This is a genomic window from Streptomyces sp. Ru62, assembly GCF_002920615.1.
GTDB lineage: Bacteria > Actinomycetota > Actinomycetes > Streptomycetales > Streptomycetaceae > Streptomyces.
Genome location: NZ_PQSU01000008.1, coordinates 192,980 through 216,451, shown reverse-complemented (window position 1 = coordinate 216,451; position 23,472 = coordinate 192,980). Strand labels below are relative to the sequence as shown.

Below are 23,472 nucleotides of genomic sequence, written 5' to 3'. Positions count from 1 at the left end.
TCCCTAGAGTTGTGCACCGGTCTTTTCCGCCTGCTCCACCAGGCGGGCCAGCTCCACCCGGGAGCGGACGCCGAGGGCGGCGAAGACGTTGCGCAGGTGATAGTCGACGGTGCGGGTGCTCACCGACAGGCTCAGGGCCACCTCACGGTTGGTGAGGCCCTGGGCGACACGGCGGGCGATGCGCAACTGCTGCGGGGTGAGCCGGTCCAGTCCCTCCGGCAGGACCCCGCCCGGGGCCGACGCGCCGCCTCCCCCCACCGCCGCGTCCGCTCCGGCCGTCCCCGCCGTCCCGGCCACGCCGTTCGCCCGCAGTTCGGCCGCCGCCTGCTGCGCCCACGGGCGAGCACCGCAGCGTTCGAAACCGAGCAGGGCGGCCCGCAGATGGCCGCGCGCCTCGCGCAGTCGGCGGCGTCTGCGCAGCCACTTGCCGTACAGCAACTCGGTGCGGGCCCGCTCGAAGTCCCCGGCTGCCTCTCCGTGCCGCCGCAGGGCCTCCCGGTACAGCGCGTCGGCCGGCTCGGGCGGAGCCAGCAGGGCGCGGCAGCGCAGCAGCTGGGCCGGGGCCTGGCGGTCGGCGTCGCACGCCGCCCAGCGCGCGAAGTCCTCGACCGCCTCCCGGGCCTCGTCCGGCTGCCCGGCCAGCGCGCACGCCTCCACGTAACACGGCACGGCGAGCATCCACACGGCGAAGTGCCCGCGCCCCGGGCCGGGCCGCACCAGCGGGCCGAGCCGCTCGGCGGCCTCGCGGGGACGGCCGTGGCCCAGATCGGCGCGGGCGGCGGCCCACTGGGCCAGCGTGGCGGCCTGCGCCAGCCCGTGCCGCCGGGCGGTGGCCAGCGCGGCGGTCACATGCTCGGTGACGGTGTGCGCTTCGCCCTCGATCGACGCCGACAGGGCCAGCACGGCGTGGTGATGGGCGGCGGTGTTGCGCTGTCCGGTGCGGTACGCGCTGCCCAGGCCCTCCTCGGCATGGGCCCGGGCCGACGCGTGCCGTCCCGCCCGGAGTTCGCCGTACGCCAGGAACTCCAGGGCCCGCGCCTCGTGCCCGGCGGACCCGTCCGCGCGGGCCACCGCGAGCGCCCGCGCACCGGCCCGCCGGGCAGCGGTGGTGTCACCGAGCAGCAGGGCCGCGGCGGCCGCGCGCAGGAGCGTGTCGGGGGCGTGTGGCGGGGGCGGGAACCGCCGGGAGGCGTCGGCCGTGCGGGGGCGCCGGTCGGGGGCGTGTGTGACTCGCGTTTGTCGAGGGTGATCGGCCGTGGAGGGCGGAGGCTGTTCGGCGCGGACTGCGGTACGCGCCTGTCCGGGGCCGTCACCGGCCGTGTGCGGCTCTTCGTGGGGGTTGTGGGAGGTGCGCGGGAGCCGGTCGAGGTGGTCCTCGGCCTGGTGCGCGGAACGGTCCTGGTCGGCATCGGCTGCGTGCGCGGAACGGTCGAGGCGATCCTCCGCCTTGTCCGCGCACCGGTCGAGGCCGAAGTCGGCTGCGTGCGCGAAACGGTCCGGGTCGAAGTCGGCCGCTTGCGCACACCGGTGCGGGTCGAAGTCGGCTGCTTGCGCGAACCGGTCACGTTCGGCCGTCGTCCAAGCGCGGTCCACCACCCGCCGCAAGGGTGCGGTGGCCAGGTCGAAGCGGCCTTGCAGGACAGCCCGCATGCCCGCCATGTGGTCGCGCAGGGCCGGGGACGGTACGGCGGTGCCAACCGGCTCACCCGTGAGGCGGGGGCCGGCGAACGGGTGAAGGCCCCCGGACGACTGCGCCCCGCCGCCCGGACCTTGTCCCGCACTGTGAGCGCCGGACCAGGAGGAGTCCCGATCCGGGCTCTCCCCCGCCAGCGCGCGCAGGCACGCCGCCAGGTCGCCCGACGACCAGGCGGCGTCCGCGGCGGCCAGGGCGGCCTCGGCGGACCGCTCGGTGTCGTGCGGAGCGAACAGCTCGGCTGCGAGCAGCAAGGTCTCGCGGGCGTCGTCGACGGGGCCGTCCCACCGCAGCACCGTTCCCCGCAGCAGCTCGGCACGCGCGCGTACCGTCGACGGCGCCGGGCGGCCGCGGGCCGTGTCGAGCAGCCGCAGGGCCCGGTCGGACTGCCCGGCCAGCAGCGCCTGTTCGGCGGCGGCCGTGTACCACCGGACCTGCTGAGCGCTGTCCGCGGTGAGGTCGGCGGCACGGGCAAGGGCCGTGCAGCGCAGTACGGGCGACACCGCCGGATCCGCCCGGACCGTGGCGGCGGCGAGGTCGGACGCCAGCGACGGAGCCGGAGCCGTGGCGGCCCACGAGCGGTGCAGCAGCGCCATGACACCGCGTCCGTCGGGCAGCGCACGGGCCAGCGCGTCGTGGGCGGCACGGCGCCGCTCGGCCGACGCTTCCGCGTACACCGTGCGGCACACCAACGTGCTGCGGAAACCGATCCGGCCGTCGCGAGCGTGGAGCGGCTCGGGCAGCGGGGCGACCTGTGCCGGGAAACGGCTGTCCCCGCTGTCACCGCGGTCCCCGAGGTCACCGTCCCCGAGGACACTGGGCTCCCCGCTGTCACCGCCGCCGTGCACAGCGGGGTGCGGCCCGTACGGCGACACCCGACACGGACCGCCCCGTACCTCGGAGCTGTCGAACCGCCAGGACGGCGGGCCGGAGTCGGGCGCGGCACGGTTCTCGTCGGCGAGTGGCCGCGGCGATGGCCCGAGGCCGGAGGACACACCCTCGGAGAGCCGCGCGGCTGCGCGCCGCGCGAGGTCTGCGTCGACGGTGGCCTCGCCCGTCACCTGTGAGGCAGCGGCGGTCACCAGCAGGAGGTCGCGTTGCCCGGGAAGCGTCCCGGTGAGGTGGCCGCCGGCCAGGGCGGTCAGCGTCTCGGCGTCGACCACGGGCCGCGGCAGGGGTGCGAGCCCGCGCAGCTGGGCCGGTGTCAGGCGGTGGAAGACCCGCAGTAGGAGGCCTGGATTGCCTTCCGCCGCGGTTGAGATCTCGTCGCGCACCCCGGGATCGAGCCCGCCCTGTGCGAGGTCGTCCAGCAGGGCGGCGGAGTCCGGCGGTGGCAGGGGAGCCAGGCGCAGCAGCGGCAGGCCGGCGAACTCCGGATCCGCGGGGCGGTGTCCGGCGACGGTGAACAGCAGGGCGACACGGCCCCCGTCGGGTAGCTGAGCGGCGAGTCGGCCGAGTGCGGACCGGGAGGCTGCGTCCCACAGGTGGGCGTCGTCGACGCACAGGAGAACGGTCCGGTGCGCGGCCGTGGACGACCGCAGCGCACCGACGAGTTCCGGCACCGCGTCCGCCTCGCCCACGACGGCCGTCCCCGCCGCGTGGCACAGCGCGCGGAACCCCGCCAGCGGCTCCCGGAACTCCCCGGCGCGGGCGCCCACGGTCACGACGGGCCCGGCGGTGAAGGTGCGGGCGACGTGGGCGAGGAGGGCCGAGCGACCGCTTCCCGGCTCGCCGGTCACGGCGCAGGCGCCGCCGCCACGCAGCCGGTCCGACAACACGGCCATCACGTGCCGTTGCGGATCCGGCCGGTACCGCGGTGAGGCGAGTCCCAGGGGCGTCTGTCCGGTCATTCCCACGACCTTACTGACGCGTAAGGAAGCGTGGAAGCCATGCGTCCGGGCCTCCCGCTCCAGGCTTCGGGGACGTCACCTGCACGTTCCGGCGGGCCGCCCGGGAACGGCCTGTGCCGTGGCACACCACGCGCCGCTGCGGGCGGTGGCCCGGCACAACGCCGGCGGCGGTCGCCGACACGGGCGACCGCCGCCGGGGCATGGACGGGCGGTCCATGCACGGGTACGCGCACTCGGTCAGCTGGTGTGCGGGCAGTTGCCCCGGTACTCCTCGATGGTCAGGCTCGGCCGCGGCAGCGGGCACAGGAACTGCTCGTAGCGGGTGTCGTTGTCGATGAACCGCTTCAGCCAGGAGATGCTGTACTTCGCGATCGTCGTGTTCGAGGTGTTGGGCGTGAAGTGGGTGGCGCCGTTCAGCTCCAGGTACGCGCGGTCGAGGGAGCTGGGGAGAGTGGTGTAGAAGGGTTCGGCGTGGGTCGCGACGGGAGCGATCGTGTCGCCGTCGGCTCCGAAGATCAGGGTGGGTGTCTTGATCTCGGGCCAGGTCTTGTCGAGGTTCCACGGGGTCAGCGGGATCGCCGCCTGCAGCGAGGGACGCGACTTCGCGGCCTCCAGGCTGCCGCCACCGCCCATCGAGTGGCCCATCACACCGAGACGGGTGGAGTCGACGCGGCCGCGGACCGAGCTGCTCTTCGTCAGATAGTCGAGTGCGGCGAGCAGTTGGCTCCCACGGGAGTCCGGTTGGTCCAGCGTGGTGAGCGTGTCGATGGTGAAGACCACGAACCCTTGCGACGCCAGACGAGGGCCCAGCCAGGAGATGGAGGACTGGGTGCCGGTGTAGCCGGGTGAGACGGCCACGGCCCCGAAGGTGCCGTCGGCGGTGCTGGTCGGGTAGTAGATGGTGCCTCCGCCGAATCCGCTGACGGCGAGCCGGGAGACGGTGGTCTCCGACACCGCGTACGGCCCGCGGAGCGCCTCGATGCTCGATTCGGTCGGCGCGGGGCCGCGCTCGAAGGGGTTGTCCGCGCCGTGGGCCGCCGGTCCGCCGAGTGTGGTCAGGGCGAAGACGGCGCTGACGGCGGCGGCGAGGGCCGCGAGCCGTCCCGTACGGGGGCCACGACGGCTGGTGCGCGGGTCAGTAGGGGCCGGGTGCGGACGGTGGACCGGTGACATGGTGCTGGTGTGGGGCTGCGGCACGACGAGTCGTCCTCTCTGTCGCGGCGAGCTGCCCGTTCGGCTACGTCGGCACGCACACGCGTCCGACGGCCGAAGGACACCGCCATGGGGCTGGCGGTGTCACTGTCGACGGTCGGGGGGCATGACGGGACCGGCAATGTCACCGGTCTCGTGAACCACGCGTCCAGCGGGCCGCACGCGCCCGACCGGATCTGCTGCCGATGGGCACACCCAGCTGCCCGGCCCCCCGGCCCGGCCCGCGAGCGCCACCCCGGGCTTCTCCGCCTCGTCGAAGCCGATGAGCGAGACTTCCCCAGGAATACGGGCGTTGAGGTGGAGCAGGGCGCCCAGGGTGCCGAGCGTAGCGAGGACGTCGGTGGTGAACAGGGCGGTGAGCGGTCGCGCCAGGCCATCAGTTCCAGTACGGCCGTCCCAGCTCGTAGGAGGCGGCCTTCAGGCCCATGGGCGTCGGGTTGCGCAGCGTGTCCCCACCCGGGACCTGTCCGCCGTTCTCCGCCGAGCCGTGCTTGCGCAGGTCGGAGAGCGCCCCGAGGTGCGGGGCGGTGCGGGCCTGCTTCCGCTTCCAGGGCGTCGGCTTGTCGGCTCGCGCCGCAAGTCCTGCCGCGCGGAGAACGGTGTGTTGTCGAGGGCCGCCGCAAGTCCTGCCGCCCAATGGGCGGGTCGTGAGAGGGTGTGGTTCGATCCAGGGCGGGAGGAAATGTGGGGCTGGTCTACGGCTACGACATCTATCTGCGTCCTCGGAATGTCGCCAGGGCATTGGCCAATCTGGCCGAGCTGGCGCCACCGGCCCGTTACGTTTCGCCGCTTGAGGTCACCCTGCCCGGCGGTGAGCGGATCGTCCTCCCGTTCACGTCCCGTTTCAAGAGCGAGCCGGTCGACTGCTCCACGAGCAGCACGCTCGAACTCGACACGTCCCTCATGTTCGACGTCGATGATGCACTGCGTGAGTTCGCGCAGACGAACGGTCCTGAACCCGAGGCGGACGGGCGCATCCGGATCGGGTACATCTACGCGACGATCCGGTTCAAGTCCCTTCTGCACCCTGGCTACACGTCGGTGGAGTGCTGGGCAGCGACATCGGGGATGAGCCGCCTGTTTGCGCGGTCGGCCAACATTCGCAAGGCGTTCACCGACCTCACCGCCGACAGCGGAGGAGTCTGCTGCCTGTTCGACACTGGCGACGGCGCCCCCGAGCAGGTGTGTTGGCTCAACGGTGAACCCACCCAGGAGATACTCTCCGGTCCCCGCTTTCCAGATCAGCGGGCACTTGTGGCGACTTGGTCCGACTCCGAGAAGTGAGCATCGGTGCTTCCTCTCTGAGGCCAAAAGATCGTGTGACGAGCTTTCAGCACTGGTCCGTCCGGTGCTGAGGGTGGTGGAGCGTGACGGCCGTCAGATCCGCGACGGTCGCCGCTGGCGGTCAAGACGGTGGGTGGGCATTGCCCAGACTTCCTGGTCAAGGTGGTCAATGCGCAGCGGTAAGCGGGCCATCGCGTTCGTGGTGTCCCTGACCGCGGCAGCCGCAGCGATGTCACGCCGTTGCTGCCGCCGCTCGACAAGAATCCCGCCGTGGCCGGCGTTGTCGGCCGGTCACGGTGCCGCCGGTGCAAGTGCGCAGGCGACCGCTGGTAGCTCAGAGGCCTGGTCGGGATATCGCAGTGCCTCGACGGCCATGGGGCCGGCGTGCATCCTGGTGACGGCCGTGCCGTGTCCCCGTCGCGGCCGGCCTTGCGCCAGTGGTGCCTCAGAGTGTCTTGGTCTGTCCGCCGTCGATGAGGATCTCGGTGCCGGTGATGTTGGCGGCCAGTGGTGAGGCCAGGAAGAGGGCGAGGTCGGCGACTTCGTGCGGTTCGGTGATCCGGCCCGTGCTGATGCCCATGCTCTGGGGCACCACCACGTCGAGCGCCTCCTGGGCCGTGGTGCCGGCGGCCGCTGCCGTGGCATCGGCGAAGCCACCCGGCGCCGTCCAGAAGGGTGTGCGGACCGGTCCGGGGGAGATCGCGTTGACGCGGACGCCGCGTGGTGCGAACTCCTCGGACAGGGACTTGTTGAGGTTGGTCAGCGCGGCCTTGGCGGCTGAGTAGTCCACGACCATCGGGAAGGGGAGCCGTGCGTTGATCGAGCTGATGTTGACGATCGCCGCACCGTCGGCCCTCATGAGGTGGGGCAGCGCGGCACGGCTGGTGCGCACGGCGCTGAAGAAGGTCAGATCGAAGATCCGTCGCCATTCCGCGTCGTCGATCTCGAGGAATCCGTTGCGCGGTTCGCCGGCGCCGAGGTTGTTGACGAGGATGTCGATCCGGTGGTGCTGTTCCGTGGCGTGCCGGACCAGGGTTTCGGCTCCCTCGGCGGTGGAGAGGTCGACCTGGACGACGGTGACGTCGTAGGTGTCGCGCAGCGCGTCGAGTTCGGGCGTGGAGTTGCGGCTTCCGGCGACGACGCGGACGCCCTCGCGGCTCATCGCCTCGACGACGGCCAGGCCGATGCCCTTGCTCGCCCCGGTGACGACGGCGACTTTGTCCTTCAGGTGCAGTTCCATGACGACATCCTTTTCTGGATTGGTTGTTAAAGTATGAGTGCAGGAGTGGGTGCCGATGGCGCGTCGGGCGCCACCGTGGTGACGATACGGCGGAGAGGCGGCGGACCTAGTCCAGGACGCGCAGGGCCGTCTCCAGGGCGTCCTGCGTGAAGGGCCGGCCGAGACGCGCCTGACCGACGACGCGGAGTCCCTGGACGAAGGTGGTCAGGAAACGGGCCAGTTCCACGGGATTCTTGTCGGCCGACAGTTCGCCCCGCGTCTTCGCTCGCTCCAGGGCCCCCGCCAGGGCCGACTCGACGTGCCGCAGGGCGGCAGCGACGCGCTCCACGGTGGCAGGGTCGTCGCCGCGCTCGGTGGCGGCATTGACCACGAGGCAGCCTCGGGAGGGGTCGGCCAGGTCCGCTTCGATCATGCCCATGAGGACCTGGCGCACCGCGGGCCGGATCTCGGTCGCGTTCTCCAGGCTTTCCACGAGAGCTCCGGCCTGGAGTGCGCAGTAGCGTTCCAGGGCCCTGGCGTAAAGCTGCTCCTTCGATCCGAACGCCGCGTAGAGGCTGCCACTGCCAATCGAGAGCTCCTTGAGGAGGTCCTGCAGGGACGTGTCGGCGTAGCCGCGGCGCCAGAACAGGTCCATCGCGCGGTCGATGGCCTGGTCTGCGTCGAACTCCCTGGTGCGTCCCATGCTCACACTGTACGGCCTTTTCTGGATTGGTCAATCCAATATGTGGTTCTCACCAAGCACACCGCACGGACACTCCGCGACAGCCGGGACCGTACGGCCCCGATGCCACCGGAGACGCTGACTCCCGCTCGGCGGCCCCGCCCTTCAGTGGGACCACCGCCTCCTAGGGGCCGTCTCATGCGGCGAGCCTGCGGTGACAGACGAGGGTGCGGGCGGCGCTGTCGGGCGCACCCGCTCAGCCGAACGAAGTGTGCTGCGTCACCTCGCGGGCTTCGGTGAGGGCTCGCTGCCTGAGGTTGCCGCCGAACAACTGAATCCTGGTCGCGGCCAGGATGTCATCCCTGCCGATGGTCCGCCCGTCCCCTCTGCGGGTGGACAGGGCCGGGAGGGGACCCTTGAGGAACGGGAGTGGGGCCGGTTCGCCCGACATCACTGGGGTGACCGTGCCGAAGCGTTCAACCCCGCCCTCGCGGACGACCATGGCCGCGTCCCGGGCGAGGTCGGTCAGGAACACGCTCGCGATTCCGTCCAGGTCGCGGACCATCGCTGGGACGGCCGTCGCCCCCTGGCTCCGCAGCAGCTTCCTGACCCCGGCCTCGAACCTGTGGGCGCCGACCACAGCACTCGGTTTGCGCGACCTGCTGCGCTTGCGAGGAGGCACGATGATGCCCTCGGCGTCGTAGAGAACACCGGTCAGGCCTTGGAACGTCGGGCTGTGGTCGTACCACTTGCTCCCCACCTCCAGCTCGACGTTCCGGTCGATGGCCGAGAGAAGGTCAGAGGGAATCAGCTTCTTCCGGGCCTCCTCCGCCGCCGCTCTCCTCGCGCCGTCGATGATCTCCGTGAGCACTGTCCGCGTCACCGACGCGGCGGCCCACGCGGCCGACCGAGAGACGTGCATCGGAGTCACGTCCCTGAACACCGCTTTGACGAGAGAAGGCTTGAACGGCGAGACATCCACGACCGAGGCGGTCTTGGGACCGCTGCGCTCAGGGCGTGCGGGCTGTGTGGTCATCGGAAGAGACGCTCCCTGCTGTCGGAGTTGTCAGAGGCCCACACTTCACCACGCAGACCGCTCTCTTCGCCCATCCTCCGTCGAAGCGGGACCCGGTCAAGGGCCTCACGGGCACATCCCGACAGCCGGACCGATGATCGGCCACCTCCCGCACGCCCTCGTACCGTGGCACCCGCGTCCCCCGTCCCTACTTGCCCCTGTGACGGGACGCTCTTGATCGTGTGCTTGGCGCTGCTGGACCAGCTCCTGGTCCAGATCGCCTGCCGGTACAAGGTGGTTGCCGACTTGAGGTCGACAGTGGCCACCTCGGTGCCGTCGACGTAGACGTACGCATGGCCCGAGCTGGAAGGGGACTTGCCGCCGAGGTAGCTGGTGGAGGACAGCCGGCGAGGAGGTGCGGCAGTTGCCGACGTAGTCGTAGGCGCGCATCGACCAGGTCGTGGCGGTCCCGGAGTTGGCGGTGCGGCTGGAGCTGGTGGTGGTCGGGCCGAACGTCACCGTGGTCGGAGACAGCAGCTTCACACAGCGGAGGCCCGCCGGACCATCGTGTACGTGGCGGAGCCTCCCATGGCTGCGGGGTGGCCGCACAGCAGCCGGTCATGTCCTGGCGCGTACTGCCTCTGGTGCGCTGCGGCAGCCCGTGCGGACGTCGTGTGCGGCAGCCGTCAGCTGCCCGTGCGTCGCTGCCCCGCTTCGACCTCGTCCGGCGCCTGCCCGTCCCGGTCCTGTTGGCGCAGTCGTATCTCGACGTGGCCGTCGGTGATCCGGGTGTCGAAGGACGGCTGCGGTGCGGTGGCCGGGCCGCGGACGTTCCAGCCGTCCGAGAGCCGGAAGACGCTGCCGTGCCAGGGGCACTGGACGCATCCGTCGCTGATCGTGCCTTCGGAGAGCGGTCCGGCAAGGTGGCTGCAGCGCTCGGCCAGGGCGTGGATCTGCCCTCCGGTTTCCCGGACGACCAGGACCGGGACGTCGTCCACACTGCGCCGTACCGGCCGGCCGACCGGGAACTCGCTCACGGTTCCGATCCGGTGCCAGCCCTGAGTGACGACGTGCGGGACCTCTTCGGCGTGGTTGGCGCCGGACGCCTGGCGGTAGGCCAGGTGGCCGCCCAGCATGCCGCCGAGCGCGACCGCCGTCAGGCCCAGGAAGCCATAGGCCCGGCCTGCTGCGTGCCGTCCTCGGACGCGGCTGGTGAGCGAGGCGGCATACAGACCGACAGCCGCCGAGTTCGCGAAGGCGTGCACCAGTCCGACACGCTGCTGTTGGCGGTGCAGTTCCGCCCAGTCGACCCAGCCCGCCAGAGCCGCTGGCGCGGCGGAGGCCAGGCCGACGCCGACCAGGAGCCCCGCCTCGCGGGAGCGGCCGGGGTACAGGTCCAGTACCGCCGCCGACAACCAGCTGCCGATCGGCACCTGCACCATCAGCGGATGTACCGGGTGTCCCAGCCACCTGCCGTGCAGGAGATCCCGCCCGTCGCCGAGCGGCAGGGCCTGCACCCCCTTGCGGACCGTGGCGATCAGCGCGTCGGCCCTGGGCTCCCGCTCCAGGCGGTCCAGCAGCCGCAGGAGGCGGCTCTGCCGCGTCCGCGGGCGGCGGCGTGGCGTAGTACTCATGGTCAACCGGGTCCCCACCTGCTCAGACGGCAAACCGGTGCAAGGAGCGCCGGTGGGGGCCACGGTCGGCCGCCCGGCCGGATCACCGCGCGCACGCAGCCGTCCTGCTTTCCGTGATCGCCGCGTAGGCCCGCGGTGGCTCAGCCCCTTGTTGATCATCGCGCCGAGAGGGGATCTGTGGACGGCGCCGGCGAGCACACCGAGGACAGGCATCGTCCTCTGGCCCGCCCGGTGATCCGAACGAGAGTGCCTGGTCTAGATCGGATGCTCTCGCAGCGCCTTGCGCCGGTCACCGAGGAGTGAAACGGCGACGGCGGCGAAGTAGAGCGCCCAGATCGGCGCGGCCAGCGCCAGCATGGTCAGCGGGTCGGTGCTCGGCGTCGCCACGGCCGAGAAGACCGTGATGCCCACGACCATGGCGCGCCACCGGCCGAGCATCCGCCGACCGGACAGCACTCCGGTGAGGTTCAGCATCACCAGCAGCAGCGGCATCTCGAAGGCGAGACCGAAGACGACCACCATGCGGGTGACGAGGTCGAGGAGATCGTCCAGCGGCAGCAGGTTGTTCACCCCGTGCGGTGTGAGGCCGATCAACACCCTCGCGGTCCTGGGCAGCACGTGGTAGGCGAAGAAGGCGCCGCCGAGGAACAGCGGGACGCCCGTTCCGACGAACGCGTAGGCGTATCTCCGCTCGCGCTTGTGCAGGCCGGGGGCGACGAACGCCCACAGTTGGTAGAGCCATACCGGAGAGGCCAGCACGACACCGCCGACCAGCGAGACCTTCAGCGCCAGGGTGAAGGGCGCGAGCAGGCCGTTGATCGTGATGTGCGCGCAGGTGGTGTGCGTGGGCCGCCCGGCCAGATCGGCGAATGAGGTCGGGCAGCCCACCGATGCCAGTACGGGCCTGGTGAGGAAGTTGATGATCCCCTTGTAGGAAAAGGCCGCGGCGACCGTGAGGAGCAGGATGGCGAGGACGGCCTTGGCGAGCCGGTTGCGGAGCTCACGAAGGTGCTCCGCGAGCGGCATCCGCCGCTCGGAGTCCTTCTTCTGGTCGCGGACCGACTGGGGCATGCCGTGTCCTTCCTCATCTCGTGCGGCGGACCGGTCACCAACGGTCTGGGGCAGTCCCCCGCGCGGACGGACCGGCAGCCCGGGAGGGCCGGGCGCGGCAGGGCCGGGAGCGGGGAGGGCCGTGAGGTGGCAGGGCAGGGCCGGGCTCAGCCGCGGTGGCCGGTCGTGCCGTCCGTGGGCGTGGTGCGGGCGGTGGCGGCGTCTGTGGGAGCGTCCGGGGTCGTCCGCGGTTCCGGTGCGGGCTCCGGCTCAGGGCGTGCCTCGTCCGAGGCGCCGTCGTCCTTCATCGCCTTGGCCTCGCTCTTGAGGATCCGCATGGACTTGCCCAGCGCCCGGGCGGTGTCGGGCAGCTTCTTCGAGCCGAAGATCATGATCACCACCGCGACCAGGACCAGCAGGTGCCAGGGTTCCAGCGCGTTGCGGAACATCGTCACACCGCCCTTTCGAACGCGTCGGCGCCGATACGGCGTGACCGTTCCTGTTGTCGGTCGGCGCGTTCCCCCACGGCGGTCGGGCCGGGGAGGTGAGGTGAGTGGGGTTGGCCGGCTGGCGCGGAGACGTGCCAGGTGTCGCAGTCGTTGCTGGTCATGTTTTCCTTCTTCCGGTCGGCTCGGAGCCTGGTCCTGACCGGGCCGGGGCCGGTTCAGGTTCCGGGGTGCCCGGCAGCCGTCCAGGCTGCGTACTCCTGGCGTACGTAGAGGCGGCGGCTGTGGGCGAGTGTGATCGCGTCGGGATGGTGCGGACCGGCCACGAGGTCGGGGTGGCGGCGGTCGTGCAGGACGAGTTCTTCGGCGGTTTCCGCGGCGGCCGCGACCGGGCCGGGACCGGGGGTGGCCGAGGCCAGGCGGTCCATGAGGGCGGCCCGGCGCAGCAGTCGGGCGCGTTGGGCGGCCGTCGCATCGGCCGGGGAACCGGTGCCGGGCCCGGCCCGGCGGCCGTCGCGCTCGGCATCGAGTGCGAGCACCTGGTGCATCTCGCGGCGCAGGCCCGGTGCATTGGCGTACGCCTCGTGCACAGGCGGGACGTCGATGCCCTCACCGTTGTCCGGGGTGATGTCCATGGTCACTCCTCCTGGTCATGACGTGCACTCAGGCAGGCGCGGACCTCGCGGCCACTGCCTGTCTGGCGGGCCTGGGTCGACTGGGCAAGGTACTGGACGATGCCGGTGCCGCGGCCGTGTTCGTCGGAGGCGATGTCGGGGCGGTGGCGCTCCACCGCACCGCCGGAGTCGGTGACCACGATGTGCAGCGTGCCGTCGTGGAGGACGAGCCGCAGGGTCATGCGCTCGCGGCCGTACTGGGCGGCGTTGGCGGCGAGTTCGTCGACGATGAGAACGGCGGAGTCCCGCTCGCTCGCGGGTACCTGCCAGGCTTCCAGCAGATCCGCCGTGAAGTGACGGACGGCGTAGACGTGCGCCTCCTGCGCGGGCAGGGTGAGCAGCGCCTCGTGGCGGCAGGGCCGGCCGGGCTGTGGACTGGTGCGGGGGGAGTCGGTCAGGAGCATGGTCTTCTGGCTCTTCTGTGAGTGTCCGGAGGCCGGGAAGGGGACCACCAGCAGCACCCTTTCGGGTTGTCGGCGGGCTGATCCCGCATGGCGCGCTCATGTGGTTTCACGGGTGACGCATGCCGAACGGTTCGGGTGGTCGGCCCATTTGTTCGGTTTCTTGCCCTTCACATCAGGACGGCGGCCCAGCCGGGCTCACGCGGCCCCTCTGCCGGAACGCGCCGCCGCACGCGGGCGGACCGGGCACGAGTAGCTCGCTCCCCGGCCTGTGGTCGGTGCCGGGCGGGGCGCTGGGCCGCGCATGCGCCGGAGCAGGCCATGCGGGTGCCCAGGCGCGTGCCGGAGGAGGGCATGCACCGGCGTCCTGTGCGCGCTCCCTCGGGCTGGTCCACCGGTCGTAGCGGCTCACCTGCCGTCGGCTGCCCGGCCCCCTCCCGGCATCTCGTGCCGCCCCGCGGTCACAACCGGCGGACGTCGTCGGGTCACGCCCGGATCGTGACCAGCTTCTGGCCGTTGTCCGCGATGATCTCGAAGTGCTGGATGGCCTCGGGGGCCATGGCGACCGTCCCGGGGATCGTGGTGTCGGAAGGGTACTTGCCGGCCCACCAGGTGGCGCCGTCCGCCCTGACTCCGCCGGGCCCGACCGCTTGCAGCCGGCAGGTGGTCCCGGCGGGCGCCCCCCTGGCCGAGACCTGCAGGACACTGCCCCAAGCGGAGGGCGAGACCTTCACCGAGGCGGAGACGCCGGTGGCGGGATCGCTTCCGGAGAAGGTGCGCGTGAACGTGGGCGCGCTCGGCCCGGGCGGCGTCGCCACGCTGCCCACGGTGCCGACGGTGGCCAGCCACGTGCCGCCGGCCGCTGCGGCGACGAGCACCACCGAGGCGGCCGCGCCGGCCAGTTGCAGGCGCCGGGTTCTGCGGCGCCGGGTCGCGGCCTGCTGGAGCAGTCTCTCCAGTACGCCTCTCTCCGGCGTCCGTGGTGTCACGGGCACGGCGGGCGCTGTGGGCCCTTCCGGGGAAGGGCCGCGCACGGTTTCGCCCGCCCGTGCCACCAGCCGGTCGGCCAGGTTCCCGTCGGCCGTCGGCACCGTACGCCCCGAAGCCTCCGCCAGGGTCACCGTCGCCAGCAGCGCGGGCAGTCCCGCCAGCCGGGCGTGCTCCGCCTGGCACTCGGCGCAGTGCGCGAGGTGGGCACGCACCGGCTCCGCTTCCTCCGGTGGCAGGGTGCCCAGGACGTACGCTCCGAGCGCCAGCCGGAGATCGTCGTGCTCCGCACTCACGTTCGCCACCTCCCGCACGCCTCTGTCATGGCTCGATCCCGCGTTCCTGCAACGCCAGCCGCAGCGCGTGCAGGGCGTAGTACGTCCGCGACTTCACCGTGCCCAGCGGGATGCCCAGCACCCGTGCCGCCTCCGCCATGGTCCGGCCCCGGTAGTAGGTCTCCAGGAGGACGGCGCGGTGGTCCGGGGACAGCGACCGGACGGCGTCGGCGACCGCCCAGCTCTGTAGTGCCTGATCGATCTCGTCCTCGCCCGGGTTCTGCTCGGCGGCCTGCTCCAGCGCCTCGCCGCCGGTCTCGGCGGGCCTCGCCTGCCGGGCCCGGTGGGCGTCGATGACAAGGTGCCGGGCGACCGTGCACAGCCACGCCCGGGCGGGGCCGCGTGCGGGGTCGAACGCGGCGGGGTGCTGCCACGCCCGGAGCAGTGTCTCCTGCACCACGTCCTCCGCCCATTGCCAGTCTCCCGAGGTCAGCCGCAGTACGTAGTGGAACAGGGGTCCCGCGTGCTCGGCGTACAGCGCGCGCAGCAGTTCCTCGTCCGCGGTCGAAAGGGTCCCTTCACCAGAGACACGGTCCGCGGAGCGATCCGGACGGGTCCGCGGGCCACGTTTTTGGTTCCAGGGCATGAGTCGATCGTCGCGCACATGTACGCCTTTGTCCTGTAATGCACGGTGAGGCGCGGGTGACGTTCAGCGAGTCTCGTGGGCGAGGTGTCCCTGCCGGGCCGCACGGCACCGTCGGCACCGTCGGCACCCAGCGTGTGTGACGTCGGTGACCCTTGCTGACCAGCGGCGATACCGATTCGTCCGGAAAAGGTGCACATCTGTCGAACCGTGGGGCCCCCGCCGTCCGTGAAGCCGGACAAGAGCCGACTCCGACGCGATGTCTCACCGGTTCCCCGCGTGGCAGAGGAGGGGGCGGAGGTGGCCGGGACACGTCACGCGACGGAAGCGCTCCCGGCGCCGTCCACCTCGCCCCGACCACACGCTCACGGCGCACAGGGGCGGAAGTACGGCGCGGGGCACGTCGAGGCGAGCGGCGTGCATGGGGCGGCTCGCCCGTTCGTCCGCCGGCCGGGCCGGTGACGGGCACGCGCCCACGAACACGGCATCCACCACACATTCGCGCGGGTGCGCGCGCCGATCCGGCGCGGTCCACGCCTCCGCCTGATCAACGAGGAAGGAACACCATGTATCTGAACCTTCGCACTCCAGGCCGCCGGTCACGCGCGGCGGCCGGGATGGCCGTCGTCATCGTCACCACCGGCGGCGCTCTGGGGCTCCTGAGCGCATGCGGCCAGTCGTCGCATTCCCCGGCGACCGGAGTCGGTGCCCTCACACCCGGCTCGGGCCGGCACCGGATGGCGGGCATGCCCGGCGCCACGGGGCCGGGGGGCGCGGCGGGCTCTGCTCCCGGCGCCTCAGCGATGCCGAGCATGAGCATGCCCATGAGTCCCTCGACCAAGGGCGCGCAGGGCGCGCCGGTCACCGGCAACGCGGTGGCGATCAAGAACTTCGCGTTCTCCCCGGCCACGCTGAGGATCAAGGTGGGCACGACGGTGACGTGGACCAATCAGGACACCGAGGCCCACACCGTCACCAGCACCGGATCGGGCGGCCCGTTGAGTTCGGCCGCCCTGGCCACCCACGCCACCTACCGCCACACGTTCACCAAGCCCGGCACCTACGCCTACCTCTGCACCATCCATCCGTTCATGACCGCCACCGTGGAAGTGACCCGATGACCGACCACTGGAACAGCCACGACGGAGCACCGGCCGATGACACCGGCCGGCCCGGAACCGAGCACGGTATGACCCGGCGTCAACTCATGCGCCACTCCGCCTGGTTCGGTGGCGCCGTGGTGCTCACCGTAGCCAGTGGACAGGTGATCAGCCAGATCGCCGACTCCCGGGAAGGCACCGCCCGGGGCATCGCCGGGGCCGCCGCCGCGGACAGCGGGGCGCTGCGGTTCGTACAGGTCTCCGACAGCCACATCGGGTTCCAGGGTCCGGCCAACACGGACGTGGCCGGCTCGTTCTCCGAGGCGATCCACCAGGTCAACACGCTGGGCTTCCGACCCGACTTCGTGATGCACAGCGGCGACCTGACCCACCTGTCCACGGCCGGGCAGTTCGACCAGGTCAAGCAGATGATGAGCGGTATGCGGACAGACCGCGTCTTCACCGTGCCGGGTGAGCACGACTCCATCGGCGACGCGGGCCGCGCCTACCGGCGGACCTTCGGCGCGGGCACGCTCGGCGACGGCTGGTACAGCTTCGACACCCACGGCGTGCACTTCATCGCCCTGGTCAACACCTTGAGCCTGGAGAAGCTCGGCCACCTCGGCAACGCCCAGATCGACTTCGTCCGCAAGGACCTCGCCGGAGTGCCGTCGGACACCCCCATCGTCGTCTTCAGCCACATCCCGCTGTTCGCCATGTACCCGCGGTGGGGCTGGAGCACGGACGACGCCCTGAAGGTCATCGCCCTCCTGCGCCGCTTCTCCTCCGTCACCTGCCTCAACGGGCACGTCCACCAGCTCTTCACCAAGACGGAGGGCAACATCACCTTCCACTCCGCCACCACCACCGCCTACCCCCTGCCCCATCCGGGCCGCGCTCCCGCCCCGACCCCGCAGGTCGTCCCCGCCCGTCAGCTCAAAGAGGCACTCGGTATCCGCACCGTCGGCTACCGCCGGGGCGAGCGAGAACTGGCCATCACGGACCAGAGGCTCACATGAACACCCGACGACTCCTCAACCCCGCCCTGCGGGCGGCGACCGCCGCGACCCTCGCCGCCGCCGGATACCTCCACGCCCAGCTCTACATCGACGGCTACCGCTTCATCCCCGTCATCGGCCCCCTGTTCCTGCTCCAGGCCGGCGCTTCCATCGCCCTCGCCGTCCTGCTGCTGATCGGAACACCGCCCCTGCTGCTGAGGATCGCCGCGGCAGGCGTCGCACTCGGCGCTCTGGGCGGCTTCGCCGCCTCGCGGACCGTCGGCGTGTTCGGATTCACCGAGCACGGTCTGCAACCCGCGCCACAAGCCGTCCTCAGCCTCCTCGCCGAAACCGGCACGCTGCTCCTCCTCGCCATCTGGCAGGTGACCCTGGCCGGACGCCGTCGCGCTGCCCGGCCGCCCGTCGGGGCGGCCGCCCGCGCCACCACCCGCACACCATCCGGCTGAACCACCCGAGGGACACCCCCATGTACCTGCAACCACGCCCAGGAATCGCCTGGCCGAGCCCGCGCCTGCGTGAACTGAACAATGCCGTACGCGCCCTGCTCGACCTGGACGACGACACAGCCGTCATCATCCGTCAGCTCAGCCGCGGCGAGACCAACCGCCCACAGCTGGAGACCGTCGTAGCGGTGCTGCCCATGGATGGCGAACCCCACCGCTGGGTGCTCCCCCGCCCCGCCGAGCAGATCACCGAGCACGAGCTGCGGGCCACCCTGCTCGGCCACGGGCCGCACTGACCGGCACCCGGCTGCCCTGGAGATCATGAGCGCCGCGCGGTGAAGGGTGACGGGGAGCGGCCGAGCCCCACGGTGAAGGGCGTCGGGTAGCGGCGCCGGGGAACGACCGAGCCACGCGCCCGAGCCGAGCCGGTCCGCCGTCGTCTTCACGCCGGTGCACGGATGTGCACCGGCGTGCGGCATGGTCGCCGGGCGCGGAACCGACATGGGCCGGGGTCGGTCTGGGAGGCGAGACGAGTCGTTTCGCCGTCGGTAGGCCGACCGTTGCGCGGTGGATCCAGGCTGAACGGCTGCCATAGTGGCGCGGTTCTTCCCATCCCTTTCGGCGCTGATCGTCGTGATGACAACTCCGTCGCCGACTGAGAGCGACATGTCAACGAGCAACGCCCCCGCCATCGGGCAGGGGCGTTGCTCGACATGGTCTGTTTCAGGATGCCTCCTGGTCGGCGGGCTTGGAGATCTCGGTGGTCACCCGTGCCCCTCGGAAGAGCACCGGGAGCCACAGGAGACATGCCAGCAGGGGGACAGCGGCATAGGTGGCCATGCCCACACTGGAGCCCAGCCCGTCCATGAGCGCGCCGAGGACGAGATAGCCGATGCCGATGAGCGCCGACTCCACGAATGCGATCATCGACAGCAGGCCCGCCCGATGGCGCGACGGCACGGCCTCGTTGAACACGTTGTCCACGAGCACGGCGGTGATCTCGGGTATCCCGACCAGGGTCAGGAACGCGGCGACGGTGACCCAGACAAGGCCCAGGCCGCTCAGGCCGAGCGCCACGGCGAGCGTCAGGAGAGACACCGGGACGATGATCCGATACCCGATGCGCCGGTCCGCGCGGTCCGACAGCAGCGGAGTGAGCCCGCCGACGAAGAATCCCGCCGATATGACCACGCTGACCAATGCGGTGCCCGCTCCCTGATCTGAGAGGGTCTTCTGCGTAAAAATGATGTACGGCGTCAAAGTCGCATGCATCAATCCGGACACCACGACAAGCGTCACGAGCGCCGGCGTGGCGACCCGAAGCATCGCCCGCCATGCTGTGGCGTCGCCGTGCTCCTTCTCGGTTCCGTCCTGCTCGTCCACCGCGTCCGCGCCGCGGATCTCGGGCACCCGTGACATCAGGATCACCACGGCCAGGACGAGGCACGACGCCGAACCGGCGTAGACGACTCCCCAGGAAATCTGCTGCAGTTGACCACCGAGGACGATGGCGGCTCCCGAGGTGACCGTCCCGAGCATGGTGAACCGGGACTTGACCTTGACGTAGCCGGCCGTTGCACCACGGCGCACGAGAAGGTCGTACAGCAGGGCGGTGTCCGAACCGGACACACATGCCATGCCCACGCCCTGCCCGATGAACAGCGCCAGAAAGACCCAGTAGTTGGAGAACGCCACCTGACCGAGCAGACATCCAGCTATGAGCACCTGCCCGATCACGATGCCGGCACGCCTGCCGATTCGGTCGGCGATGATGCCCGTCGGCAACTCCGCAATTCCGCTGACCAGGTAGAGCAGTGTCTGGAGTAGGGCCACCTGCCCGGCGGAGAAGCCTCGCTGTTGAAGGAAGAGGACGAATACGCCGCGCTGGAACAGCGAGTTGGCGAGCACGGCGTATACGTAGAACGGGCGCGTGACACTTCGTACTGCATCCTCGACTGCAGCCGACCCGCTGAGGGCCTCTGTGGTGCCGGTCATGCTGCGGGCTCCCCCTGGTGACTCCGGTGATCATGTGTTGGGCCTACGCCGCCGACCGAAACGTCCAGTCCATACTTCGCGCAGGATATTGGGCCGGCGTCCTAGCCGGATGATCACGAGAGTGTCCCATGCCTGCTGTTGCATCTTCCCCTGTCCCTGCTGCGCTGGAGAACCTGCGTCCGCTGGACAACGGCCGGTTCGCTGACCTGCGTGTTCACCTCTGTCGGCCGTCACCCGCGCCCCCGTACAACGAAACCAGGCACTTCCGCCCGCTGCTGGCACCCCTGGAACTCGCAGGCACCATCGTCACCTTCGACGCCCCGCACTCGGTCAAGGCCACCATCGCCAGGCTCGTGACGGCCAAGAAGAACAGGCGGACCCTCAGGAAGGTACGAGCCAACTCCGTCCGCGCTACCCACCTCCTGCACGCCCTGCTCGTCCTGACGAACCTCGAAGTCAATCGCTGAGCTCTGTTCACCTCTGCACTGACCACCCAGCCCAAAGTGCGGCACAGACAAAAGGTGTGGCCCCGATTGCTTGTTGCTCGGTACGGTCGCGGCCATGGTGATGGCGGAGGCTCCGGGATGGAGGGTCTGACGTGCGGGCGCGGACGACGTGGCTGTACTTGGGCAACTTCAGCGACGGACAGCGTCCGTTCCTGACGAACCGGACGTGACCATGCGGCTCAACGGGTGAGGAGCGCAGCCGTGTCCACCATCCCCGCGGCCCGCACGGGCAGACGTTCCTGGGCCCTGTTGCTCGTCCTGTGCGGCGCGATCTTCCTTGAGGGCAGCGACGTCGCCATCTTGGCCGTTGCCATCCCCACCATCCGCGCCGACCTGAGCCTGACCACCGGCACCGCGGCCTGGGTGATGAGTGGCTACGTTCTCGGCTACGCCGGTTTCACCCTGCTCGGCGGCCGCGCCGCGGATCTGCTGGGCAGGCGGCGGATGTTCCTCACCTGGCTGGGTGTCTTCCTGGTCTTCTCCCTGCTGGGCGGCTTGGCGACCGACGGCTGGATGCTGGTCGCGGCCCGGTTCGCCACCGGCGTGGCGGCGGCCTTCATGACCCCCGCCGCCATGTCGATCATCACGACCTCGTACCCACAGGGGCCGCAGCGCGACAAGGCCATGCTGGTCTTCGCCGGCGTCGGCGCCGGCGGCTTCTCGCTGGGACTGGTCATCGGCGGGCTGCTGACCGAAGTCGGCTGGCGCTGGGTGTTCTTCGCCCCAGTGTTTCTGACCGGCGCCATCCTGCTTGCGGCGCTCAGGCTGCTGCCATCCGAGGGCCGCTCCGGGCCCGCAGAGCGCGGCTACGACCTGCCGGGCGCGGCCAGCGCCGCCGCCACGATGCTGCTGTTCGCCTACGGCATCATTCGGCTTGAGCACCGCGGCGAAGGGATCGAGCTGACCCTCGGCGCGCTCGCCGCCGGGCTGGTGCTGGTGGCGGCGTTCATCCTGATCGAACGACGCGCCAAGGCGCCGCTCGTCCGGCTGGGGATCTTTCGCAAGGCCACGATGGTGCGGGCCGACCTCGCCGCGCTGCTCTTCCTGGGCGCGTTCTTCGGCTTCCAGTTCATCGTCACGCTCTACCTGCAAGAGCTGCGCGGCTGGTCCTCCTTGCAGGCCGCGATCGCGCTGATCGCCATGGGTTGCGACGCCGTGCTGGCACCCACCCTCATACCCCGCCTGGTGAACCGCTACGGCAACAGCCGGGTGGTCTTCGGCGGCTTCCTGCTGGCGGTCGTGGCCTACGGGCTCTTCCTGCCGGTCGGAATGGACTGGTCCTACGCGGCGATGTTCCCGAGCCTGATCATCGCGGGTACCGCCTTCGCCTTCGCCTACGGTCCGCTCACCATCGCGGCGACCGACAGCGTGGCCAAGGAGGAGCAGGGCTTGGCCGGCGGGCTGCTGTACACCTTCACCCAGTTCGGCTCGGCGGTCGGGATCTCCGCGGTGACCGCGGTGTACGGGGCCACCGCGGCCGGTGCCGATGCCTCACCGGGCACGGTGCTGGACGCCTACCGCACCGCGCTCGTCGTACCGGTGGCCATGGTGCTGCTGGGAGCGGCGGTCTCGGCCTTCGGCCTGCGCAGCACCAGGATCGCCGGCCAGAGGAAGAGCGCGGGGCCCGCGGCCGGCGACGAGGTCAACGACGGCGCTCCGGGGTAAGGCCGCCGCACCGAGTCCGTCAAGCCTGTCCGGACGTGCAGCCATGTGGGTGCCTTCGGTCCGTCCACGTCCGTGTTCCTGAACGGGTGGCCCCTCGTGTGGGTGTGGTCTTGCTGCTGGTGAGCGAGCTCCGAGGAGACATGCTGCTTTGAGGTGTGCTGTGGTGCGGTTGGGCGGGGGCGGGAGGTGCGGGCGGATGGGGCCCGTTAGGGTGGGGCGTGCTGACGGGTGGTCGCCCGCTGTCCGACGGGGGTAGGGCGCTCGTGCGGCTACCCGGGATCATCACTGCGAAGGACGGCAACCAAGTGTCTTTCTTCATCATCGGCCATCGTGGTGTCATGGCCGCCGAGCCGGAGAACACCCTGCGTTCTTTCCTGCGGGCTGAACGTGAGGGTCTGGACGGTATCGAACTGGACTTGCATCTGAGCAAGGACGGCGAGCTGGTCGTCATGCACGACGAGACCTTGGAGCGCACGACGGACGGTTCCGGTCCGATCGCCGACCAGGAATTGGAAAGGCTCAAGGAGCTCGATGCCGGGCTCGGTGAGCGGATCCCCACGTTCGGGGAGGTGCTGGACGCCGTCGGGCCGACGCTGCCGATCCAGGCGGAGATCAAGGACGTGGCCGCTGCCCGGTCGCTGGCCAAAGTGCTGGCCGAGCGCGACCTGTTGGACCGGGTTTCGGTGCTGTCGTTCCACGACACGGCGCTGATCGAGGTCCGCAGCCTGCTGCCGCAGGCCCGCACAGTGCTGGTGGCAGGCGCCAGCGCGCACCGCGAAACCTTCGTCGGCCGCGCTCAGCAGGTCGGTTCCACGCTGGTCAGCGTGGAGTTGCGGCAGCTGAACCAGGCCATTGTGGACAGGTGCGGCGCTGCCGGTATCGACGTGATGGCCTGGACCGTCAACGATGAACGCGACCTGGCGCTGGCCCGGGCGCTTGGTCTGGTGGGCTGCGTGACCGACCAGCCTGGCATGAAAAGACTGGCCGAGGCCACGGCCTGACCTTGGGGATGGCGGCCGTGCGGGAGCGGGCCGTGTGGAAGCGGGGGCAGGAACAAATATCGGCCGCCCGGCGCCGTCGGCGCGCCCGGCGACCGTGGGTCGCGAGTCACCATCGTTTCCGCAGTGCCGGTGTGTGCTTCAGGGAATCTCAGTCGGCTCCGGGCGGTGAGGTTGTGGGCTTGTCGATCGTGACTGCCTCTGCGGATGTCTGGCGTGCCGATGGTGGGGGCGGGAATGCTCCTCCGCGGCGTAGGACGGCGTAGCCGATGCCGATTCCGGCGGCAACGGGCCACTCCAGGGCGCCTGCCAGAGCGAGGGCGCCGAGCCCGGCGTAGAGGGGAAGTCCGCCTTTGGCCGGCAGAATGCGCTGGGCGGCGGTGATGGGAAGGGTGACCGCCTTCTGCGCGGCGTGGGCGACGTTGTCGAGCGGAATGGTGATCGTGTGCCGGTCGTGGTCATGCTGGGTGTGATCGGCGATCGCGTCCGCGGGGGCTGCTGCGGGGGGCTGGGCTGTCGTCTGGGTCATGTGATCACTCCATCACTCTCGCTGACCCCCTCTTTCATTATGTCCGATGCATGCATATTCAGGGTCTGTTCGTTTACGGATCAACGGCCAACCGTGCAGGAATCGGCGATCACCGTCCGAGTCGTCCGAGTAGATCACCATCCGCGTTCACC

General features: G+C 70.8%; 23 protein-coding genes and 1 pseudogene. 8 read left to right on the top strand and 16 right to left on the bottom strand.

The features are described 5' to 3' along the window. Positions 1-3: 3 nt before the first annotated feature. From C3492_RS13400 to C3492_RS44605, 3 genes are all read right to left on the bottom strand, one after another. Positions 4-3,480 (bottom strand): LuxR C-terminal-related transcriptional regulator, encoded by a 3,477-nt coding sequence (locus tag C3492_RS13400; protein WP_103812035.1) that lies wholly within the window; start codon positions 3,478-3,480, stop codon positions 4-6. A gap of 300 nt (positions 3,481-3,780) precedes the next feature. Further along, positions 3,781-4,716, bottom strand: coding sequence for a dienelactone hydrolase family protein (locus C3492_RS13395; protein ID WP_103812034.1), 936 nt, complete (start codon positions 4,714-4,716; stop codon positions 3,781-3,783). Between the two features lie 415 nt (positions 4,717-5,131). Next, positions 5,132-5,392 (bottom strand): hypothetical protein, encoded by a 261-nt coding sequence (locus C3492_RS44605; protein WP_181140345.1) that lies wholly within the window; start codon positions 5,390-5,392, stop codon positions 5,132-5,134. A 47-nt stretch (positions 5,393-5,439) separates the two neighbouring features. On the opposite strand from C3492_RS44605, the gene C3492_RS13385 reads away from it, so the two are divergent. After that, positions 5,440-6,039: a hypothetical protein gene (locus C3492_RS13385; RefSeq protein WP_103811964.1), complete on the top strand. Its 600-nt coding sequence runs from the start codon at positions 5,440-5,442 to the stop codon at positions 6,037-6,039. Positions 6,040-6,484: 445 nt separating this feature from the next. Here C3492_RS13385 and C3492_RS13380 read toward each other — a convergent pair whose 3' ends face one another. The 11 genes and pseudogenes from C3492_RS13380 to C3492_RS13330 all read right to left on the bottom strand — a co-directional run bounded on the left by C3492_RS13380 (position 6,485) and on the right by C3492_RS13330 (position 15,068). Next, positions 6,485-7,279 carry an SDR family NAD(P)-dependent oxidoreductase gene (locus C3492_RS13380; protein WP_103811963.1) on the bottom strand — a complete coding sequence of 265 codons (795 nt, stop codon included), beginning with the start codon at positions 7,277-7,279 and terminating at the stop codon, positions 6,485-6,487. A gap of 106 nt (positions 7,280-7,385) precedes the next feature. Next, positions 7,386-7,961 (bottom strand): TetR/AcrR family transcriptional regulator, encoded by a 576-nt coding sequence (locus C3492_RS13375; protein ID WP_103811962.1) that lies wholly within the window; start codon positions 7,959-7,961, stop codon positions 7,386-7,388. 235 nt (positions 7,962-8,196) lie between these two features. Further along, the gene (locus C3492_RS13370) at positions 8,197-8,976 is read right to left on the bottom strand and encodes a hypothetical protein (protein ID WP_103811961.1); all 780 of its coding nucleotides are present in this window, start codon (positions 8,974-8,976) and stop codon (positions 8,197-8,199) included. A 206-nt stretch (positions 8,977-9,182) separates the two neighbouring features. Further along, positions 9,183-9,507 (bottom strand): annotated as a pseudogene (locus C3492_RS45685) (N-acetylmuramoyl-L-alanine amidase); the annotation flags it as partial. 134 nt (positions 9,508-9,641) lie between these two features. After that, positions 9,642-10,589 (bottom strand): Rieske (2Fe-2S) protein, encoded by a 948-nt coding sequence (locus tag C3492_RS13360; protein ID WP_103811960.1) that lies wholly within the window; start codon positions 10,587-10,589, stop codon positions 9,642-9,644. Positions 10,590-10,844: 255 nt separating this feature from the next. After that, entirely contained in the window at positions 10,845-11,660 is an 816-nt protein-coding gene (tatC, locus tag C3492_RS13355) for a twin-arginine translocase subunit TatC (protein WP_103811959.1), read from the bottom strand. Positions 11,661-11,806: 146 nt separating this feature from the next. Next, on the bottom strand, positions 11,807-12,088 hold the full coding sequence (gene tatA / locus C3492_RS13350) for a Sec-independent protein translocase subunit TatA (RefSeq protein WP_103811958.1): 282 nt from the start codon (positions 12,086-12,088) through the stop codon (positions 11,807-11,809). A 215-nt stretch (positions 12,089-12,303) separates the two neighbouring features. After that, complete coding sequence (locus C3492_RS13345) at positions 12,304-12,720, bottom strand: hypothetical protein (RefSeq protein ID WP_103811957.1); 417 nt, start codon at positions 12,718-12,720, stop codon at positions 12,304-12,306. A 2-nt stretch (positions 12,721-12,722) separates the two neighbouring features. Further along, the gene (locus C3492_RS13340) at positions 12,723-13,163 is read right to left on the bottom strand and encodes an ATP-binding protein (RefSeq protein WP_258055676.1); all 441 of its coding nucleotides are present in this window, start codon (positions 13,161-13,163) and stop codon (positions 12,723-12,725) included. A 482-nt stretch (positions 13,164-13,645) separates the two neighbouring features. Then, positions 13,646-14,443, bottom strand: coding sequence for an anti-sigma factor (locus tag C3492_RS13335; RefSeq protein WP_103812033.1), 798 nt, complete (start codon positions 14,441-14,443; stop codon positions 13,646-13,648). A gap of 25 nt (positions 14,444-14,468) precedes the next feature. Then, positions 14,469-15,068, bottom strand: coding sequence for a sigma-70 family RNA polymerase sigma factor (locus C3492_RS13330; protein ID WP_103811956.1), 600 nt, complete (start codon positions 15,066-15,068; stop codon positions 14,469-14,471). A gap of 821 nt (positions 15,069-15,889) precedes the next feature. On the opposite strand from C3492_RS13330, the gene C3492_RS13325 reads away from it, so the two are divergent. From C3492_RS13325 to C3492_RS13310, 4 genes are read left to right on the top strand one after another with little or no spacing between them, the layout of a single operon-like run. Further along, a complete protein-coding gene (locus tag C3492_RS13325) occupies positions 15,890-16,186 on the top strand; it encodes a plastocyanin/azurin family copper-binding protein (RefSeq protein ID WP_103811955.1) in 297 nt (98 codons plus the stop codon). Continuing rightward, a complete protein-coding gene (locus C3492_RS13320) occupies positions 16,183-17,184 on the top strand; it encodes a metallophosphoesterase (protein ID WP_103811954.1) in 1,002 nt (333 codons plus the stop codon). The genes C3492_RS13325 and C3492_RS13320 overlap by 4 nt, the downstream gene beginning before the upstream one ends. After that, positions 17,181-17,630 carry a hypothetical protein gene (locus C3492_RS13315; protein ID WP_103811953.1) on the top strand — a complete coding sequence of 150 codons (450 nt, stop codon included), beginning with the start codon at positions 17,181-17,183 and terminating at the stop codon, positions 17,628-17,630. Before C3492_RS13320 ends, C3492_RS13315 begins: the two co-directional genes overlap by 4 nt. Before the next feature lie 20 nt (positions 17,631-17,650). Continuing rightward, positions 17,651-17,923 carry a hypothetical protein gene (locus C3492_RS13310; RefSeq protein ID WP_103811952.1) on the top strand — a complete coding sequence of 91 codons (273 nt, stop codon included), beginning with the start codon at positions 17,651-17,653 and terminating at the stop codon, positions 17,921-17,923. Positions 17,924-18,350: 427 nt separating this feature from the next. Here C3492_RS13310 and C3492_RS13305 read toward each other — a convergent pair whose 3' ends face one another. Then, complete coding sequence (locus tag C3492_RS13305) at positions 18,351-19,622, bottom strand: MFS transporter (protein ID WP_181140344.1); 1,272 nt, start codon at positions 19,620-19,622, stop codon at positions 18,351-18,353. Positions 19,623-19,750: 128 nt separating this feature from the next. Here C3492_RS13305 and C3492_RS45680 point away from each other — a divergent pair, with 128 nt between their 5' ends. From C3492_RS45680 to C3492_RS13285, 3 genes are all read left to right on the top strand, one after another. Then, positions 19,751-20,089, top strand: coding sequence for a hypothetical protein (locus C3492_RS45680; RefSeq protein ID WP_258055675.1), 339 nt, complete (start codon positions 19,751-19,753; stop codon positions 20,087-20,089). A gap of 240 nt (positions 20,090-20,329) precedes the next feature. Continuing rightward, a complete protein-coding gene (locus C3492_RS13290) occupies positions 20,330-21,793 on the top strand; it encodes an MFS transporter (RefSeq protein WP_258055674.1) in 1,464 nt (487 codons plus the stop codon). A gap of 305 nt (positions 21,794-22,098) precedes the next feature. Then, positions 22,099-22,794 carry a glycerophosphodiester phosphodiesterase family protein gene (locus C3492_RS13285; protein ID WP_103812031.1) on the top strand — a complete coding sequence of 232 codons (696 nt, stop codon included), beginning with the start codon at positions 22,099-22,101 and terminating at the stop codon, positions 22,792-22,794. 148 nt (positions 22,795-22,942) lie between these two features. Here C3492_RS13285 and C3492_RS13280 read toward each other — a convergent pair whose 3' ends face one another. Further along, on the bottom strand, positions 22,943-23,320 hold the full coding sequence (locus C3492_RS13280; protein WP_103811950.1) for a hypothetical protein: 378 nt from the start codon (positions 23,318-23,320) through the stop codon (positions 22,943-22,945). Positions 23,321-23,472: the final 152 nt, after the last annotated feature.

Bases quoted from the DNA above. Each gene is read 5' to 3' on its own strand.
- C3492_RS13395 (WP_103812034.1), bottom strand. From the start codon at position 4,716: ATGTCACCGGTCCACCGTCCGCACCCGGCCCCTACTGACCCGCGCACC.
- C3492_RS13380 (WP_103811963.1), bottom strand. From the start codon at position 7,279: ATGGAACTGCACCTGAAGGACAAAGTCGCCGTCGTCACCGGGGCGAGC.
- C3492_RS13375 (WP_103811962.1), bottom strand. From the start codon at position 7,961: ATGGGACGCACCAGGGAGTTCGACGCAGACCAGGCCATCGACCGCGCG.
- C3492_RS13370 (WP_103811961.1), bottom strand. From the start codon at position 8,976: ATGACCACACAGCCCGCACGCCCTGAGCGCAGCGGTCCCAAGACCGCC.
- C3492_RS13360 (WP_103811960.1), bottom strand. From the start codon at position 10,589: ATGAGTACTACGCCACGCCGCCGCCCGCGGACGCGGCAGAGCCGCCTC.
- tatC (WP_103811959.1), bottom strand. From the start codon at position 11,660: ATGCCCCAGTCGGTCCGCGACCAGAAGAAGGACTCCGAGCGGCGGATG.
- tatA (WP_103811958.1), bottom strand. From the start codon at position 12,088: ATGTTCCGCAACGCGCTGGAACCCTGGCACCTGCTGGTCCTGGTCGCG.
- C3492_RS13345 (WP_103811957.1), bottom strand. From the start codon at position 12,720: ATGGACATCACCCCGGACAACGGTGAGGGCATCGACGTCCCGCCTGTG.
- C3492_RS13340 (WP_258055676.1), bottom strand. From the start codon at position 13,163: ATGCTCCTGACCGACTCCCCCCGCACCAGTCCACAGCCCGGCCGGCCC.
- C3492_RS13330 (WP_103811956.1), bottom strand. From the start codon at position 15,068: ATGCCCTGGAACCAAAAACGTGGCCCGCGGACCCGTCCGGATCGCTCC.
- C3492_RS13325 (WP_103811955.1), top strand. From the start codon at position 15,890: ATGAGTCCCTCGACCAAGGGCGCGCAGGGCGCGCCGGTCACCGGCAAC.
- C3492_RS13320 (WP_103811954.1), top strand. From the start codon at position 16,183: ATGACCGACCACTGGAACAGCCACGACGGAGCACCGGCCGATGACACC.
- C3492_RS13315 (WP_103811953.1), top strand. From the start codon at position 17,181: ATGAACACCCGACGACTCCTCAACCCCGCCCTGCGGGCGGCGACCGCC.
- C3492_RS13310 (WP_103811952.1), top strand. From the start codon at position 17,651: ATGTACCTGCAACCACGCCCAGGAATCGCCTGGCCGAGCCCGCGCCTG.
- C3492_RS13305 (WP_181140344.1), bottom strand. From the start codon at position 19,622: ATGACCGGCACCACAGAGGCCCTCAGCGGGTCGGCTGCAGTCGAGGAT.
- C3492_RS45680 (WP_258055675.1), top strand. From the start codon at position 19,751: ATGCCTGCTGTTGCATCTTCCCCTGTCCCTGCTGCGCTGGAGAACCTG.
- C3492_RS13280 (WP_103811950.1), bottom strand. From the start codon at position 23,320: ATGACCCAGACGACAGCCCAGCCCCCCGCAGCAGCCCCCGCGGACGCG.